Annotated in this window: 15 protein-coding genes; 6 read left to right on the top strand and 9 right to left on the bottom strand. The window is 44.7% G+C overall.

Features of this window, described 5'->3' with window-relative positions:
- Window positions 1-64: 64 nt before the first annotated feature.
- The 4 genes from MSG33_RS07265 to MSG33_RS07250 form a co-directional block, all read right to left on the bottom strand.
- Window positions 65-484 (bottom strand): VOC family protein, encoded by a 420-nt coding sequence (locus MSG33_RS07265; RefSeq protein ID WP_025793617.1) that lies wholly within the window; start codon window positions 482-484, stop codon window positions 65-67.
- A 1237-nt stretch (window positions 485-1721) separates the two neighbouring features.
- Window positions 1722-3290, bottom strand: coding sequence for an alkyl hydroperoxide reductase subunit F (ahpF, locus tag MSG33_RS07260; RefSeq protein ID WP_248380414.1), 1569 nt, complete (start codon window positions 3288-3290; stop codon window positions 1722-1724).
- Between the two features lie 157 nt (window positions 3291-3447).
- Window positions 3448-4005 (bottom strand): alkyl hydroperoxide reductase subunit C, encoded by a 558-nt coding sequence (ahpC, locus tag MSG33_RS07255; protein WP_005395542.1) that lies wholly within the window; start codon window positions 4003-4005, stop codon window positions 3448-3450.
- Window positions 4006-4309: 304 nt separating this feature from the next.
- Window positions 4310-4768 carry a MarR family transcriptional regulator gene (locus MSG33_RS07250; RefSeq protein ID WP_248380413.1) on the bottom strand — a complete coding sequence of 153 codons (459 nt, stop codon included), beginning with the start codon at window positions 4766-4768 and terminating at the stop codon, window positions 4310-4312.
- A gap of 137 nt (window positions 4769-4905) precedes the next feature.
- Here MSG33_RS07250 and MSG33_RS07245 point away from each other — a divergent pair, with 137 nt between their 5' ends.
- Window positions 4906-5328, top strand: a complete 423-nt coding sequence (locus MSG33_RS07245; protein WP_248380412.1) for an organic hydroperoxide resistance protein — start codon at window positions 4906-4908, stop codon at window positions 5326-5328.
- 59 nt (window positions 5329-5387) lie between these two features.
- On the opposite strand, the gene MSG33_RS07240 is transcribed toward MSG33_RS07245, so the two are convergent.
- From MSG33_RS07240 to MSG33_RS07220, 5 genes are all read right to left on the bottom strand, one after another.
- Window positions 5388-6287: an AraC family transcriptional regulator gene (locus tag MSG33_RS07240; protein WP_248380411.1), complete on the bottom strand. Its 900-nt coding sequence runs from the start codon at window positions 6285-6287 to the stop codon at window positions 5388-5390.
- Window positions 6288-6465: 178 nt separating this feature from the next.
- Window positions 6466-7575: a lipocalin-like domain-containing protein gene (locus MSG33_RS07235; protein WP_248380409.1), complete on the bottom strand. Its 1110-nt coding sequence runs from the start codon at window positions 7573-7575 to the stop codon at window positions 6466-6468.
- Window positions 7575-10085 carry an ABC transporter permease gene (locus tag MSG33_RS07230; protein ID WP_248380407.1) on the bottom strand — a complete coding sequence of 837 codons (2511 nt, stop codon included), beginning with the start codon at window positions 10083-10085 and terminating at the stop codon, window positions 7575-7577. The genes MSG33_RS07235 and MSG33_RS07230 overlap by 1 nt, the downstream gene beginning before the upstream one ends.
- The gene (locus MSG33_RS07225) at window positions 10072-10806 is read right to left on the bottom strand and encodes an ABC transporter ATP-binding protein (RefSeq protein WP_139059671.1); all 735 of its coding nucleotides are present in this window, start codon (window positions 10804-10806) and stop codon (window positions 10072-10074) included. Before MSG33_RS07225 ends, MSG33_RS07230 begins: the two co-directional genes overlap by 14 nt.
- 226 nt (window positions 10807-11032) lie before the next feature.
- Window positions 11033-11278, bottom strand: a complete 246-nt coding sequence (locus MSG33_RS07220; RefSeq protein WP_124008152.1) for a DUF3297 family protein — start codon at window positions 11276-11278, stop codon at window positions 11033-11035.
- Between the two features lie 267 nt (window positions 11279-11545).
- Between MSG33_RS07220 and MSG33_RS07215 the strand changes: the two genes are divergently transcribed.
- Genes MSG33_RS07215 through MSG33_RS07195 form a run of 5 tightly spaced genes read left to right on the top strand, consistent with a single transcriptional unit; the run spans window position 11546 to window position 16417 of the window.
- Window positions 11546-12718 carry a glycosyltransferase gene (locus MSG33_RS07215; protein WP_248380405.1) on the top strand — a complete coding sequence of 391 codons (1173 nt, stop codon included), beginning with the start codon at window positions 11546-11548 and terminating at the stop codon, window positions 12716-12718.
- Between the two features lie 8 nt (window positions 12719-12726).
- The gene (locus tag MSG33_RS07210) at window positions 12727-13677 is read left to right on the top strand and encodes a glycosyltransferase family 2 protein (protein WP_130545676.1); all 951 of its coding nucleotides are present in this window, start codon (window positions 12727-12729) and stop codon (window positions 13675-13677) included.
- Window positions 13664-14041 (top strand): GtrA family protein, encoded by a 378-nt coding sequence (locus tag MSG33_RS07205; RefSeq protein ID WP_281189399.1) that lies wholly within the window; start codon window positions 13664-13666, stop codon window positions 14039-14041. Before MSG33_RS07210 ends, MSG33_RS07205 begins: the two co-directional genes overlap by 14 nt.
- A gap of 13 nt (window positions 14042-14054) precedes the next feature.
- Window positions 14055-14771: a class I SAM-dependent methyltransferase gene (locus tag MSG33_RS07200; RefSeq protein WP_124008149.1), complete on the top strand. Its 717-nt coding sequence runs from the start codon at window positions 14055-14057 to the stop codon at window positions 14769-14771.
- Window positions 14768-16417 carry a glycosyltransferase family 39 protein gene (locus MSG33_RS07195; RefSeq protein ID WP_248380403.1) on the top strand — a complete coding sequence of 550 codons (1650 nt, stop codon included), beginning with the start codon at window positions 14768-14770 and terminating at the stop codon, window positions 16415-16417. The genes MSG33_RS07200 and MSG33_RS07195 overlap by 4 nt, the downstream gene beginning before the upstream one ends.
- Window positions 16418-16419: the final 2 nt, after the last annotated feature.

The following is a 16419-nucleotide window of genomic DNA, read 5'->3' as shown; positions in this document are numbered from 1 at the left end:
CCTGATAGATAAACCAAAACGCCAGTAGTCACCATCTGCTGGCGTTTTATTATTTACGTCTCTTTTAGCTTGTCAGGTTACGAAGTTTTGGGTCATCCGTCAGGTATTCAACGAATTCGATCTCAAAACCTGCAGGGTCAACAAAATACACATTCTTGCGGTATGGTTCATCAGCGCCAGGTTGGGCAATCGGATAACCTGCATCGGTTAGTCTTTTGATGATTGCATCGACGTTGTTGGTCACATAAGCAAAATGCGCTAGCCCTACTTGGTGGCCGCCCAACTCGCGGTTCTCACCTTCACCGTGGTCACTCATAGCAATGTATTGATACTCGTCGCCAAAATGTAGCCAGTTTCTTGGCTTACCACTCCATTCGCCTTTCCCCTCATCACGCACGTACCAATGTGGAAATGCAGTTTGATAAAACTTCAGCATTTCAGGGATGTTTTTCACGACTAAATTAATATGTTCTAGTTGGATCATGATGTGCTCCTTTTTTCATTTCCTAGCCAACGATGAATATGCTAAAACCTCAAGTTAAGTCGAGGTAAAGGGCTTTTTTAAAATTTTTTAGGGTTGATATCTTTGGATCTTGATACATGGAGAGATTTGGTGGGGTGGTACTTTGAATCTGCGAGTTGGGTTAGGTGCTTGCAACCCTCTTTCATCTTTTGTTCGTGCTAATCATTTTCGAGCGAGTTTGTGGTGAGTAGATTCCCAGTCTCACCTAGGTTCGCGGGAATGACGTGAAGAGAGCGCTAAACGAACAGTCATTCTGAAGGAGCCTAAGCGAGTATTCAGAATCTATTTGCAGCGCGTTTCGATGCTGGTGGTGTGAATTGAATTATCCGCGATTGTAGAACTTGCCACCTTGAGCTCGGAGTGCTGAGATCTTTAGAGTTTGATACAAGCGAAGGTTAGGTGGGGTTGGTGGTTTGAGGTTGAGAGGAGGATTATGTTCAGAACCCTCTAACCGTTGATGCGTCACGTGTATGTGTGTGAATTTCTTTCGTTCAAGCTTGCGATGGATAGATTCCCTGTCTCACCTAGGTTCGCGGGAATGACGTGAAGAGAGCGCTAAACGAACGGTGTCATTCTGAAGGAGCCTAAGCGAGTATTCAGAATCTATTCTCAGCGCTTTGTGATGCTGGTGGTGTGAATTGAATTATCCACGATTGTAGAACTTGCCACCTTGAGCTCGGAGTGTTGAGATCTTTAGAGTTTGATACAAGCGAAGGTTAGGTGGGGTTGGTGGTTTGAGGTTAAGAGGAGGATCATGTTCATGAATCCTCTAACCGTTGATGCTTCACGTGTATGTGTGTGAATTTCTTTCGTTCAAGCTTGCGGTGGGTAGATTCCCAGTCTCACCTAGGTTCGCGGGAATGATGTGAAGAGAGCGCTAAACGAACAGTGTCATTCTGAAGGAGCCTAAGCGAGTATTCATAATCTATTCGCAACGCGTTGTGATGCTGGTGGAGTGAACTGAATTATCCGTGATTGTAGAGCCATTCCCTCCAGTTTGAACTCGGAGTGCTGGAGGATGTGCTTACACCCCTCCCCAAAACCAAAAAAGCCAGCAGTTGGTACCTGCTGGCAAAGTCTTTGGGCTTCTAGGTTTTTTGCTTTTATTTCTTGTTACTCATCGCTGTCACGGTGCCCCGATTGGTTTTCCGGGAAAGAAAACACAGCACCGCGCGCTTTGTGCTCAAGAAATTGGAGATTAACCTTGCTTACGGATTAGGTAGTCAAACGCGCCTAAGCTTGCTTTTGCACCTTCACCCATCGCAATGATGATCTGTTTGTAAGGAACCGTCGTTGCGTCACCGGCTGCGAAGACACCTTCTAGGCTGGTTTCACCACGGCTACCAACTTCAATTTCGCCGCGCTCAGAAAGCTCTACTTCTGAATCTTTTAGCCATTCTGTGTTTGGTACTAGACCGATTTGGACAAAGATACCTGACAGTTCAATCTCTTTGATTTCATCTGTGTTACGGTCTTTGTACTTCAAGCTTGTTACGCGAGTACCGTCACCCACAACTTCAGTAGTTTGCGCCATCGTGATGATGTCTACGTTTGGTAGTGAGTTCGCTTTGTCGATAAGCACTTGGTCTGCGCGAAGTACGTCTGCGAATTCAAGAACCGTTACGTGTTCTACGATACCAGCAAGGTCGATAGCTGCTTCGATGCCTGAGTTACCACCACCGATAACCGCAGTTTTCTTACCTTTGAACAGTGGACCGTCACAGTGAGGGCAGTACGCGACACCTTTGTTGCGGTACTCTTGCTCGCCCGGAACGTTCATTTCACGCCAGCGTGCACCAGGGCTTAGGATGACACTCTTACTTTTCAGCGTTGCGCCGCTTTCAAGTTGGATATGAATCAAGCCATCTTCTGTGTGTGCTGCACCCATTAGCTTCTCTGCTTGTTGCTCAGTCACGACGTCTACGTCGTATTCTTTTAGGTGTTCGGCTAGGTCAGTTGCCAGTTTTGGACCTTCAGTACGTTTTACCGAGATAAAGTTCTCGATTGCCATGGTGTCCATCACCTGACCACCGAAGCGTTTAGCGACAACGCCAGTGCGAATACCTTTACGCGCTGCGTATAGTGCTGCTGCACTACCACCAGGGCCACCGCCGACAACTAGCACGTCGTATGGGTCTTTTTCGCTCAGTGCTTTGGCTGCTTTCTCGCTCGCGCCGTCATCCACTTTGTTCAGGATTTCAGTTAGAGACATACGACCTTGACCAAATAGCTCGCCGTTCACGAATACACTTGGTACGGCCATGATGTCGCGTTGTTTCACTTCATCTTGGAAGAGTGCACCGTCGATCATGGTTGCTTTCACTTTCGGGTTGATTGCCGCCATCATGTTGAACGCTTGAACAACGTCTGGACAGTTTTGGCACGACAGTGAAATGAACACTTCAACTTCCAACTCTTTATCTAGCGCTGCGATTTGTTCAATCACTTCCGGCTCTAGTTTGATTGGATGACCACCAGAGTGCAGTAATGCCAATACCAGAGAGGTAAATTCGTGACCCATTGGTAGGCCAGCAAAACGAAGTGCTGTGCCTTTTACTGGGTTCGTCACCGTCATCATTGGTTTACGTGCGCTTGCGTTGTCGTCACGTTCAACGGTGATAAAGTCGCTCATCTCTGCGATTTGGTTCGCCAGAGACAGAATGTCATTCGATGCTTTGCTTTCATCTAGACTAACCACTAGACGAACGTCTTCTTTTACATTAGCCAGATATTGTTTGAGTTGTTGTTGGATCGCTTGGTCTAACATAGTTGTTGTTACCTTAAATAAACAAAAGAGTGGTTACTCTGGATAAAATCAGTAGGGAGAGAGCAAACCAGGCAGAAGGTCGTCAAGGTATCTAACCTGGAATGCTCTCTAAGTTAAGCGTCAATTAGCATGTCAAATTGAGCTTAAATTCAGTGGCTTAGATTTTACCTACTAGGTCTAGAGAAGGAGCTAGCGTCTCTTCGCCTTCTTTCCATTTTGCTGGGCAAACTTCGCCTGGGTGTGCTGCTACGTACTGAGCTGCTTTCACTTTGCGTAGTAGGTCTTCTGCGTCACGACCGATACCTTCAGCAGTGATTTCCATTGCTTGGATAGTACCTTCTGGGTCGATTAGGAACGTTGCACGGTCTGCAAGACCTTGACCTTCACGCATCACACCGAAGTTGTTTGTGATGTTGCCTGTTTGGTCGCCAAGCATGTAGTACTGGATCTTGCCGATTGTTTCTGAGCTATCGTGCCAAGCTTTGTGAGTGAAGTGTGTGTCTGTTGATACTGAGTACACTTCAACGCCGCGTTTTTGTAGCTCTTCGTAGTGGTCTGCTAGGTCACCTAGTTCTGTCGGACATACGAACGTGAAGTCTGCTGGGTAGAAGAAGAATACAGCCCATTTGCCTAGAACATCTTGTTCTGTTACTTCAACGAATTCGCCGTTTTTGTATGCTGTAGCTGCAAATGGTTTGATCTTTGTATTAATCATTTTTACTTTCCTCAGAATGTTTTAGGGTGAGCAGTTCTTGCTTTCGGAAAGTATATTCGCATTGGAACGTGTTTAAGGAAAATCGCTTGTAACTATCCTATTGATAGTCATTTCCTATCTTTCTTAATAGGGAAACCCGATATAAGTGAGTTTGCTTTGATAGGTTTTATTGAAGAGGAAGGCCAAGTGGTAATAGAGAATACTGATGATGACCTTTAAGAGAGCGTCTGGCTAAGATCGAAAGAACCTGCATCTCGGCAGGCTCTTTCTAATAGGAAGTGGGGAAGCTGATGCTTCTATTTGGTTAGCCCAGATTGTCGAGCACTTTGCCGCACAACTTCTTCAGCATGATCATTTCATCCAGTTCTAATGTGATTTTACACATCATGGCGTTTGGCACCGACTTGGCTTGTTCTTTAAGGTCACGACCTTGCTCGGTTAGGTTGAGTACGCGAACGCGCTCATCGGTTTCACTACGACCACGCTCTACATAGCCTTTCGCTTCTAGGCGTTTAAGCAGCGGCGTGAGCGTGCCTGAATCCAAATGCAGTTGTGAGCCCAATTCTTTAACGCTGGCGCCGTCTTTCTCCCACAACACCATCATCACTAAGTACTGCGAATAAGTCAGATCAAGTTCGTCCAGCAAAGGGCGGTAAGCTCGGATCACCGCATTTGCTGCACTATAGAGCGGAAAGCAAACTTGGTTTTCGAGTAAGAGTTTATCGTCGTTGGTCATGGTGTTGTCGGTGTAACACTGGCTCATTGGCGTTGCCTACCTGCTCACAGAGAAAGAGAGACATAAAATAAATTGTGCACAATATAGTTGCAAATGATCTTTACTTCGATATAAGATTGCAGACAATTAAATTGTGTGCAACTTAAGTTAAGAAGGACAATCGCATGACTACTCTATACAAAACTCAAGCTACTGCTTTGGCTGGTCGTAATGGTCAAGTAAAAACAGATGACGATCTTCTCGATCTAGAGCTGTCATACCCGAAGGAAATGGGCGGCACAGGTGCAGCAACTAACCCTGAGCAGCTTTTCGCAGCGGGCTATTCAGCATGTTTTTCTAACGCGATTCTGCACGTAGCACGTGAAGGTAAAGTAAACCTGAAAAGTGCACCCGTAACAGCGGAAGTGGGCATTGGTCCGAACGATAACGGCGGCTTTGCATTAACAGTGAGCTTAGCGGTAGAGCTAGATATGCCACAAGAACAAGCATTAGAGCTAACGCGCATTGCACACCAAGTTTGCCCATACTCAAACGCCGTTCGTGGCAATATTGATGTTGCTGTTACAGTAAACGGCGAAGCGATCTAATCGATTTAGACATTATTTCTAATAGAAGGAAAGCCTGCGAACGTGCAGGCTTTTTTCGATTATTTGATGGCAGTGCAGAAGCTGACGTCTGCATGGTGCGTTTGTGGATCGTAGCTATGATAAAGCTCGAAGCAAGGTCGACAGTCGTTCTCAATACCAGATTCAACCACTTTGCTCATCAAATCATCCCATGCTTTAGGGTATTGGCTGAATTCGGTAATTTGCTGGCGCATCACCGCATATTGACCGCCGGGGAAGTCTTGCAGCTCAATGCCTTTTGGTACTTCGGTATCTTCTGGCACCATTAGACAGATGTCAGTACGACACTTCTCGTCTGGCGTGATTTCTGGGTTATCGTGATAAATGAAGATACAGGTATTGCCCGCCAAACCTTTCATTCCTGCCCATTGATACAAGCGACCTGATGGTTCTTCATAACCTTGGCCATAAGGGCCGTTAACGCGAATGTAAGCCAATTTTGCTTTATCAAAGTTTTGCGTTTCCATATTGTTGCTCCATGTTGTGAGTTCAGAGTCAGTATATGAATCGCTTAGGGTTCGTTCGTTTCCATTCTTGCGCAGTGCGTGTCCAATCTTGCTGTTTCGCGCGAGTTCAGAAAATTGCTGGTAGTTTTTACAGTCGCGAAAGGCGGTTGGTGTTATGCCATAATGCTGCTTAAACGCTTTAGCTAGGCTTTGCGAACTAGAAAAACCGTACTCTAACGCGATGTTCAGCACTGGTTGCTTTGATTTGAAAAGATCGTCTGCTGCCGCCTCTAGCCGTAAACGTCGAATGAAGTCGGCTAATGTTTCGCCTTGTACCGCCTTGAAGGTACGGTGAAAGTGATAGGGAGAGAGGTTGGCTAGCGCTGCCACTTCGAGCAAATTGAGAGGAGCGTTAAAGTGCTGTTCCAGATAGCGAATAACAGGAACGAGTCGTTGGTGATAATCGACACGCATGAGAGGGGCCACCTTTGTTTGATTTGCTCAAAGCGTACCGCAACGAAGCAAGGATTCAAGGCTAGTATCGAATAAATGCGTCGTAGTCATTTATTTCTGATTGTGATGCATTCTGTTGCGGGTAGGAGATGGTTCTTAAGATGGCTTCTCAACGGTAATTGAAATCCGTTCAGAGCGCTTAATATCCCGTCAGCTCCATATAACCAGTCCCAGAATGAGAGCCCTCAATACGTACTGGGCCTTCCCAATAAGGCACTGAAAGCGGCATTTTCGCGTTCGGGTTGAGTGCAGAAACGGTTAGCTCGATTTGTTGCTTAGGAATCGACACTTGCCACTGGGTTGGATACTTTCGCCCTTGGATTTCTGTTTGATTGGTTGCCTCTAACTGAATGTCTTTTTGTGGGATAGCGATGCCAGAACCATCTTGCTGCATCAGCCTTGCGCTGGAGTAATTGGCTGCTCCGGTTTTGGAATCCCGCAATTGGAACACCACCAAGCTGGTTTCGTCACTCAACCTTAGAGCAAACCAGTCCCAGCCTTGTTGTGAGTCGAGTAAGAACTGCGAGCTCCACTCTCGGTCTATCCAACCTTTACCCGACACTTGATGGGTTTCGCCGTCGATGGTGACGTCACCGGAGACATCAATAAACGGTTGGCTGTAGTAATACGAAGCCACCTGACCATCGGCGCTTTTGGCGCTGTAACCTTGCTCGCCTTGTTTTTGATAAGGTGCGCTGCTGGTAAGCGTCAGCGAATAGCCAAACTGTTCCGAGTTCGCCTTCAATGTGGCAGGGAAGAGATCGGTGGTTGAAGAAGTCCACTGCCAATCGTCTAGATAAACCCGAAATGGTGAGGTGTCGACGCCAGCTAGAGAGGCTTGATCGCGTGACCATTTTTCATCAGCATAATGTTTGTCTTGCGTTGTAACCGCGCTATGCGCCATGTAGATTTGCTGAGTTTGCCATTCGGTTTTCTTCACGTCATCTTCGCCCATTGGTGGCGCAGCAGCAAAGCGAAATTGAGTCCACTGTATTCCGATAGGATTACCTTCTTCATCAATTAAGTTAGCGGTTAAGTACCACCATTCATGACGAAAGTTTGGGTGCGCTTGATGATCGGCAGGAAAGGTGAGTTCAACCCCTTTTTCAACGGGTGTGAATGGGTTGCTCTCGCTTTGTGTTTCTCCACTGCCTAGCAACGTGCCCATATTTTTTTGTTGGGGATCTTCACATCCAAATAGGAACAGACTGCTTATGAGTAGAGTAAGTTTGCTTGCCAATCGAACCATCACAACACCTCGCTTTGCAAACTGGACACGACAGGCTTACTGACCAATCGCCACAGCGGAATAAAGGTTGCAATCACCGCCACCAAGATGGTGATCGCCGCAATGCTGAGGGCGTCACTCCAATTCCACAGATAATTTAAGCTCCAACCAAAAGCGCGCAAGGTGACGATGTCTGTCAGCACATAACCCACCATGGCACCGAGGGGCAGGGCGATAACCAGAGTAAAGCTGACCAGAGCGACGATCTGTCCGACCACCATGGTCATTAATTTACGACGACTAACACCAAGTGCATACAGCCTTGCAATGGCGGCTTTGCGCGCGTCGAGCAACATAAAACAAGCACTGAACAAACCAATCACGGCGACCATCAAAGTCACGCCATTGAGCGCTCGCGTAATGGCGAAGGTCTGCGAGAAAATATCCAACGCGATGGATTTGATTTGCGCCTGATCGTAGAGCTGACTTGGATGCAGATTCAATTGCTCGCGCAGTTGGTCGTAGACGATTTGTGGGTCCCCCGAGACTTTAATGCCAAGGCTTGTCGGCAGGTCGGTAAAGCCACTCTCTTGCCATAATTTGGGTGCTAATAACACTTCACCATTGGGTGAGCCATAATCGTGAAATATCGCACCCACAAGCAGGTTCTTATTTGGAACAGCATCAAGCGTGAGCGCGCTACCCAGTGATAAACCCAGTTTGACCGCGGTTGGTTCACTAATCGCGACTGATTCACCTTGGTAAAAACGCTGCCAGAAGTTCTCCAAATGCGATTTGAACACCATGGTTTGTTCTAAGGTGTCTTTGTCTTTGGTGCCAAGCAAAATCGGTAAGCCTTGCAGGTTATCGTCGACGTAGTATTGCTTGTAGACGGTCTCAACCTTGTCGAACTGCCCTAACGCGCGCTCTACATCAGCGATTTCTCCTTGGGCAGGGCTGACGTAAATATCGGCGTGTAGCCTTTGTTCTAACCACTGTTTTAGGGTGGACTCGAAGCTACCAACTAGCGTGTTCATGCCCATATTGGCTGTAACGGCGAGTAGCAGTGCCATCATGGCGAGAGAAAGCGGAGAAATCAGCTCGCGCAACTCAGCAAACAGATATTGCATCAAACCAGAACTGGTGCGCTTTTCACACCAATTGGCTAAGACGCTGAGTGTTTTGGGTAGATACAAAGGAATCGACACCACAAGCACGCCGAGCCATGCCATGGTGAAGCGGTGATGCTCACTCAGCCATAACCCTGCGAGTGCGAGAGTCGTCAACGCGGCACCTATCACGAACAATTGGTTTTCGTTAGAGGCTTCAGGCGCTTGATAAAATCCACCATGAGAAGAGAGCGGCTGGCGCACTCGCTGTTTAAAGTGCTGCCAACACGCCAACAGGGTTGCGGCTAACGTGAGCAGCAGTGCTTGCGCCCACCATTGCCACTGCCAAGTTCCGGGCAGAAGTGTCGCGCCATAAAGTTGTTCTAAAGTCAGTGCCACGGTCGGATGTAACCAGTGGCTAAGCTGCATGCCCAATACAAAACCGAGGGAAGAGCCGATGGTAACGAGAATAGTGAGTTCAACTAACAGCGCAGAGAACACAATGCTCGGCGCAACGCCTGCCTGTTGAATCTGCACTAACAGTCGATTGCGTTTCAGCAAGCTGTACTTTACGCCGTTGTAGGCAATGAACAGCCCGACTAAAAAGGCAAGTAAGCTCATTGCGGTGAGATTGAGGTGAAAGCTATCGGTCAGCGAACCAAGGTCTGTAGTTTGATTATTGGAAATCCATTGTCCTTGCTCACCAATGATGCTTTGCCAATTTGCTTGCGTGTCTTTATGCCCTTTATCACCCGAATGGAAAACCGCAATGTAACTGAGCTGTCCTTGTTTATTGAGCAGTTGCTGGGCAAAGCCAATGTCCATCAACATTCGGCTACCTAACTGCCATTCGTCTGGTAGCACCACCACTTGGGTTGGAATGTCGTCCAAAGTTAGGGTTTCTACCTCTCCTAAGTTTTGATGTTGAGATTGGCTCATCATCACGATGGGCTTGCCAGCCAAAAGCTCAGGTAAAGGCAAAGCACTGTCGAACAAAGACACGTTCTGTTGGTTTTCTGAAGAATAGCGCGAACGTGAAGAGATGGCGGCAATTAACTCGCTACCTTGTACTGACCAGCGACGCCCTTGTTTGTCTCTCACTCTCCCTTCGATTATAGGTAGCGCTGCACTGAGTCCGTTTTGTCTAAGGGTGAAGTAGAGCGATTCGGGCAGATAGTTTTGCCCTGCTGGTGGAATAATTAAGTTCTGAGCTTGTGCGCTAAGCTGCTCGGTAGACTCAGCATAACTGCGCTTGGCATTGAGGTTGATGGCTTGCACCGCAACAAACAAGGTCACAGCCAGCACAATACCGATCAGAATCGCGGCGGCTTGCAGTGGGGCCTGCCGATAGTGCGCCGCAAACAGATTCAGGGCGAGTCGAGTATGAGTGAATCTGGTGTTTGGTTGCTTAGCTTGCTTCATGATGTTGCTCATTTACATCACTCTGATTTTGCGTCAGTCCGCTTTGCAAACGACCATCCTTCAAACGCCCATCTTTTAAACGTAATTGGGTTTGCATGAACTCGGCACACTCAGGGCTGTGGGTCACCAAGAGCACAGCGGTATTGCCTTGGGTGGTGATTTCATTCAACAGTTTCATCACTTCTAAGCCCGCTTTTTGGTCAAGGTTTCCTGTGGGTTCATCGGCAAGCAGAAGTTTGGGTTTGTGTGCCAATGCTCGTGCAATCGCGACGCGTTGTTGTTGACCGCCTGAAAGAGCAGAAATATGCCTGTCGAGAAGCTGGCTGATGCCTAACGTTTCGACCAGATAATCGCACCAGTCATTCCATTTCTGTTGATTCAAATTGAGAGGAAATGCGATGTTTTTCTTTACGTTAAGAGGTGTTAAGAGGTTGAATTGCTGAAAAATAACCCCGAGTTTTTGATGTCGGAAGCGGCTCCATTGTGGGTCTTTCCAAGCCACCGTGTTATCGCCATCTAACCACAACTCACCTTCGGAAAGCGGCTCAAAGCCAGCGATGATATTGAGTAAGGTACTTTTGCCGCTGCCACTCGCCCCCGTCAGTGCGACACTCGCTCCTGAATTCAGGGTGAAATCGACTCCTTCCAACACGCGATGTGTCTCTTTGCCATCAACAAAGCTTTTGCTGGCGTGTTTGAGTGTGACAAGTGGGCTTTCCATTTCCTCTCCCTACAATCAAAAGGTGTCGTTTCTTTTGGCAATGGTTATTACAGTAAGTTCTATAGAAACTTTAGCCAACAATCAGATAAAAACAGCGATTTACATCGATTTCTTAATAACTTGTACTGAATAGAGGAGGGAATAGATTAATCGAGAAAGGGATATAACAGGCATTAAAAAAGCCCGAGTCAAACTCGAGCTTTCAAAGAAATTCAGCTTGGTCAGCTTATACGTAGTACGCTTCAACTTCGCCTTTAAGTTTGATCAGCATTGGGTTACCAAAACGGTCTTTTGCTTTAGGAGAAGCAATTTTTACCCAACCTTCGCTGATGCAGTATTCTTCTACGTCAGTACGCTCTTGGCCGTTGATACGAATACCGATTTGGTGATCGAAACATTCTTTGATGAAGAATGGGCTACGTGGGTTACCCGCTAGGCGATCTGGTAGAGCTGGTTTAGCTGTATCTGTCATGTTTGTGTGACCTTGAAGTCATTAAAAAAAGTGCGTCATTGTAGTCAGTGCAAGGCGAGTGTTCAAGGATTGTGACTGGTTTTTAATGGACCGAACTGCAATAAAGCCCTAATTTTTATCTATCTCCTTTTGCTCTTTCGGTGAGCCTTTTAAAACTAATTCAATCATTATCTTTTTATCATTTTGATTCTCTTACTAGTAAACAGTTTCTCAGGTTCTCGTTGTTTATACTATGGTTATTAGGTGCGATAAGTATTAGGAAAACAAATGGAACTTGTGATCTTAGCTATCGCTAGATTTCGAAGTGATCAAAAAGAAGCAATGAGTAAAAACTTCGTCAATTTAGCGCAGTGCTTAACTGAGAATGGACATCATGTTGTCACTGTTTCTCCAACTGAGTTTCGTTCTCATATTAAGGTTGAACAACATACCTTTCGTAATGAGAGTCGATATGAATCTCTGTTTGAGGGGCTGATGAATCTAATTTACTTATGTAGAGAGCTCAACAGGCTGCTCGAGAAAACCAACAGTGCGAAGGTTAACCTACACATTGCTACGCCTGTAGAACTATTGGTGGTTTTTTTCTTTTTAAAATCTCGATATCAAAAGCAGACGACTTTATCCATTTGGCAGTCATATTTGACCTTAGACGAGGTCCGTAATAACAAGCATTATTTTTTTCGGAATTGGTTTAAGTATTTACATTTACTTCTATTTAATTCGTTTATCAGTGCGCCTTTATACAAGAGTTTGTTAGACAATTTTTGTCAAGCGATTGTGCACAGTAACTACCAGAAATTTCAGTTATCTTCTCTGTCTCATTTGCCAGTATATTTCATTCAAAATGGGGTTTTTTCTGAGCACTTTTCGCGACCTAATCCTGCAAAGCAGACACAAAGAATGTCTTTACTTTATATCGGGCATTCTAAGCCATCAAAAGGCGTTGACGCTTTAATTGAATTGGCTGCAATACTAAAGAAACGAGAATATATCGACTTTGATCTAACTCTCTGTCTCAGTGGTTTCGGCGACCAAGCAAATATAGAGAAACTTGTTTCTAAACATGAGCTACATCACCAAATAGAATTTAAAGAGAGCATTGATATTTCAGTTGAGATGGCGAGTGCAGATTTGTTGGTTTTACCACTAAGGACATGTGTCGGAACGAGCCTAACACCTAACCTAATCGTGGAGGCGGTATCTTGCGGATTACCGATTGCGATTCCTGATTTCGAGCAATTATCGGATGTTATTCAATTTGGTTCTAATGCCATTGAAATTGATCTGGATGATTTAGAAGCGAGTGCAAGTGCGATAGAGAACGGTTTTAAGTTAGGTCAACTTGACCAGATGTCTAGAAATCAAATAGAGCAGTTTAAAGTTCGTTATACGTTAGAAAGTTTTGTGTCTGGCTATACGCGAACACTCGGCCTTGGGTAGGAGGGAGTATGGATAAAATTAGCTTTATCGCTCCGTGTTTTAATGAAGAGTCTGTCATCGAGGAGTATTACTCGCGTTTGTGCGAAATTGCTAAGCAATACGATCAGTATTTGTTTGAGTTTGTTGTAGTTAATGATGCTAGTGTTGATAAAAGTGCAGTAATTTTAGACAAGCTGGCTATGGCGGATGAACGATTAGTGATCGTGCATCTTGCTGCGAATGTAGGGCAGCAAACCGCTTTGTTTGCTGGAATCGAAGCTGCAACTGGAGATATTAATATTACCATTGATATTGATCTTCAAGATCCCCCAGAAGTTATTACACAGTTCTTGGAAGAGATTGATAAAGGCTTTGATATCGTCCATGCCCAACGCTTGTCGAGAAGAAATGAAACCGCTTTTAAGCTAATTAGTGCAAAATTGTTTTACCGCTTTTTATCTCTCACTTCTCCCGCTAATTTAATTGAAGATTGCGGTGATTTTCGGGCATTTACTAAGCCAGTTAGAGAGGCCATTTCATGTTACCGAGAGAAGCACAAATACTTGAGGGGTATTTTTGCCATTATCGGATTTAATCAAACCATTATTCAATATGAACGTGATGGTAGGCATGCAGGAGAAACGAAGTATTCACTTACTAAGATGTTTGCTTTAGCGTCAGACGCGGTACTTAATTTTTCCCGCTTTCCTATTCAACTGATGTTTGTTATCTCAACATTGATGTGGTCACTTGGCTTGTTATATCTCACCAAAGCACTAGTAAGTAAGTTCGTTTTTGGCACAACTGTCGATGGTTGGACATCAATCATCTTTTTCCAAGTCTTTTTCTCAGGGATTTTATTGTTCTTTATTGCCTTAATCGGCTCTTACGTCGGGCGAATTTTCGAGCAAGGTCAAGACCGACCCGATTACATTATTCGTTACACAAGGAATATAAAGAGTAGCGATGAAGATAGTTAAGTTTGGTTCAGTGGGTGTCATGAATACTCTGGTCAGTTACCTCGTTTTTTGTGTGCTTATTTATTTTGATGTCTATTATTTGACATCTTCTGTTTTGTCTTTTTTAGTGGGTTCTGCCTTTAGTTACATCATGAACTCAAGATATACGTTTTCTGTTTGTGCAAATGTAAGAAGCTTTTTTAAATTCATCACCATAACGGCAGGATCATTGTTCTTGAGTGTTTTACTGCTTTATATCTTTAAAAGTATTGTAGGCATTCATGTTCTCATTTCGCAGATTTTGGTCGTGTTGATTCGTTTCCCAATTGTATATCTATTAATGAAACGCATTGTCTTTAATCAAGCTCATTTGTTTCAGCGCTGAAAAGAGGTGACTTATGAAAACGAATCGGCAAGAAAAACAAGATTTCTACAGTGATTCTGAAACGGTGAAAAAGTATGAAGATCTACGTTTTTCAAATGTTGGTGGACAATTTGTACATCAGTCTGAAGTGTCTTTGTTTTCACAGTTTCTTAATATCTGCTCCTTGCAAGAGTCAATTCTAGATATACCCTGTGGCACGGGAAGAATGCTTCCAACTATTACGGCGTCTGGCTTTCAACAGGTTTATGCGGCAGATTACTCTGATGAGATGCTCGCAGTTTGTTACGAGAACCCTTTGCTCCAAAAAACACATTTTTCTAAACAAGACATCTATTCAACGACATATCCAGAGCAGCAGTTTTCAGTAGTATTATCTAGTCGTTTTCTGTTTCATTGCGATGATCAAGATCGGTTGTTTGCAGAGTTTGAACGGTTAATTGCACCAGAAGGATATCTTATTTTTGATAGCCTAAGGTGGTCTCCGCGAACTTGGACCCGACTTTTTTCGGAACAGCTAGGAGGAGATGTTTACACCAATAGCACATCTAGTATTTACAAGCTGGCAGATGCACACGGTTTCGAGGTTATAGACTCTCAAGTGATCCTGCTCTTTCCTAGCTTTGTTTATAACTTTATTCCAGGCATTTTAATGCGCCCGTTGATATGGCTTGAGTCAATTTGGCCAAGTTTACTCAAAACGAAACAAGTTTGGATACTTAAGAAGCGATGAGTGAAGAAAGAGTTAGATGGCTACTTGGGATTAACTTAAGTCTGTTATTCGGTTTTTATGTTTACATCATATTCAATCTCGCGCTCGTTAATGATGATTACATGGCGCTTTATACCACATGGTTAATGAGCGTTGGGAAACGGCCGAATCTTGACTTCAATGTTGATAGCTATACTTTGCTTTTTGATTGGATGACGCCAGTTTACTTTTTCTTTGGCGATAGATTCGAGCTTATTTACGTTTTTCGTTCGTTTTTTGTTTTGTTTTTGTTGGCGATAGGTTGGCAAGTCTATGTGCTTCTTCGCCAAATATTTACGGTCAATATTGCACTCACTACATTGTTATTACTCTTTGCCTCTTCTGCGATGGTGATGCGTGGCATTGACCTTCGTCCTGACCTCGTTATTCTTTTTCTTTGGTTACAAATAATCATTGTGTTGTATGTGTGCCCAGGAAGTGATGCTCATAAATTGTTTTGGGTGGGTTTACTATTCGGGCTTGCGATACTCTTCAAATTTAAGGCGATTTTGATTGGCGTAGTGATTGGGCTCTTCGGGCTTATTCGGCTAATTCAAAAGCGATCCGTACGGGACTTTGTCTTGGATGTAAGTGCGCTTTTTTTAGGCATTATCTCTTGCGCGGCTTTGTTTGTTGCGGCCGTTGGAATCTCTTCACTTGAATTGTTTTTGTACACGACGTTTGATTTATTTCTGTATTCGACATCGCATGGTAGTGACGCAAACTCTCTGAAGGTTGATGTACTGATACAGTACTTTTTACAAGATATTGTTTATTGGCTGTTTGCTCTTATAGGAGTGGGAATATGTGTCAGTAAGTGGAAAGTACTATCGTTTAAGCAAGCTCAGTTTTTGATAGCTCTGGTTACATTAGCTGTGTTGTCGGTTTTGGCTAACCCCCACTATCATGCATATAACTTGGTCACACTTTACCCTTTACTTGCGGTATTTGTTGCGTTCTCAATCCAGTACGTTGTTTCATCTACTCGGGAGTGGTCGAAAGGGACGGTCGTCACTTGTATCGTACTATTCTTGATTGTGATTGCTCGTATCCTCCACTATCCGGTACAACATAATAATCAGCACCAAGTCGCCCTACAAACATTCATAGAAAGGCAAACGCAAGTTGACGACGCGGTCTTTGCCTATGAAGGAATAGGTCTTTTTCGTCCATCTACTTATCATTGGCGAACATCTGCCATCAAGATAAACAACTACTATCGGGGTCAGTATGACGTTTGGCAGGAAATTCGTGCAGTAAAGCCGATACTCATCGTCGAAAGTTATCGAATTCCTGATTGGTTATTAGAGGAGGACCGTGATGCTCTTCGGCAACACTATGTATCTATTGCTCCGTTTATTCTGACTCTTGGGTTAAAAACACAATCTAGTGTTCGAGGCGATTTACTGCGCTCGGGTTGGTACGTGCTTGAGAGTGACCGCTTGAACCGCTGCTTTATTGATGGTGTTGGTGTGTCTGTCGGAGAGAAGATATGGCTCAACTCCGGAGCGTATACACTGATGTCCCAAGATGGTACTTGTACTCTTCATTGGTATTTTTCTCATCTTGGCATTGAGGCGCTCAGGCAAAGCAATCCTGAGAGTTCCCCCTATTTGTTTGGCCCTTAGTA

It is taken from the genome of Vibrio sp. 1CM7H, from assembly GCF_023161645.1.
GTDB classification, from domain to species: Bacteria; Pseudomonadota; Gammaproteobacteria; order Enterobacterales; family Vibrionaceae; genus Vibrio; species Vibrio diabolicus.
The sequence above is the reverse complement of the archived record's forward strand: the minus strand, read 5'-3'. Positions and strand labels throughout refer to the sequence as shown.

Coding starts and splice junctions, on each gene's coding strand:
- MSG33_RS07265 (WP_025793617.1), bottom strand. CDS start 484: ATGATCCAACTAGAACATATTAATTTAGTCGTGAAAAACATCCCTGAA.
- ahpF (WP_248380414.1), bottom strand. CDS start 3,290: ATGTTAGACCAAGCGATCCAACAACAACTCAAACAATATCTGGCTAAT.
- ahpC (WP_005395542.1), bottom strand. CDS start 4,005: ATGATTAATACAAAGATCAAACCATTTGCAGCTACAGCATACAAAAAC.
- MSG33_RS07250 (WP_248380413.1), bottom strand. CDS start 4,768: ATGAGCCAGTGTTACACCGACAACACCATGACCAACGACGATAAACTC.
- MSG33_RS07245 (WP_248380412.1), top strand. CDS start 4,906: ATGACTACTCTATACAAAACTCAAGCTACTGCTTTGGCTGGTCGTAAT.
- MSG33_RS07240 (WP_248380411.1), bottom strand. CDS start 6,287: ATGCGTGTCGATTATCACCAACGACTCGTTCCTGTTATTCGCTATCTG.
- MSG33_RS07235 (WP_248380409.1), bottom strand. CDS start 7,575: ATGGTTCGATTGGCAAGCAAACTTACTCTACTCATAAGCAGTCTGTTC.
- MSG33_RS07230 (WP_248380407.1), bottom strand. CDS start 10,085: ATGAAGCAAGCTAAGCAACCAAACACCAGATTCACTCATACTCGACTC.
- MSG33_RS07225 (WP_139059671.1), bottom strand. CDS start 10,806: ATGGAAAGCCCACTTGTCACACTCAAACACGCCAGCAAAAGCTTTGTT.
- MSG33_RS07220 (WP_124008152.1), bottom strand. CDS start 11,278: ATGACAGATACAGCTAAACCAGCTCTACCAGATCGCCTAGCGGGTAAC.
- MSG33_RS07215 (WP_248380405.1), top strand. CDS start 11,546: ATGGAACTTGTGATCTTAGCTATCGCTAGATTTCGAAGTGATCAAAAA.
- MSG33_RS07210 (WP_130545676.1), top strand. CDS start 12,727: ATGGATAAAATTAGCTTTATCGCTCCGTGTTTTAATGAAGAGTCTGTC.
- MSG33_RS07205 (WP_281189399.1), top strand. CDS start 13,664: ATGAAGATAGTTAAGTTTGGTTCAGTGGGTGTCATGAATACTCTGGTC.
- MSG33_RS07200 (WP_124008149.1), top strand. CDS start 14,055: ATGAAAACGAATCGGCAAGAAAAACAAGATTTCTACAGTGATTCTGAA.
- MSG33_RS07195 (WP_248380403.1), top strand. CDS start 14,768: ATGAGTGAAGAAAGAGTTAGATGGCTACTTGGGATTAACTTAAGTCTG.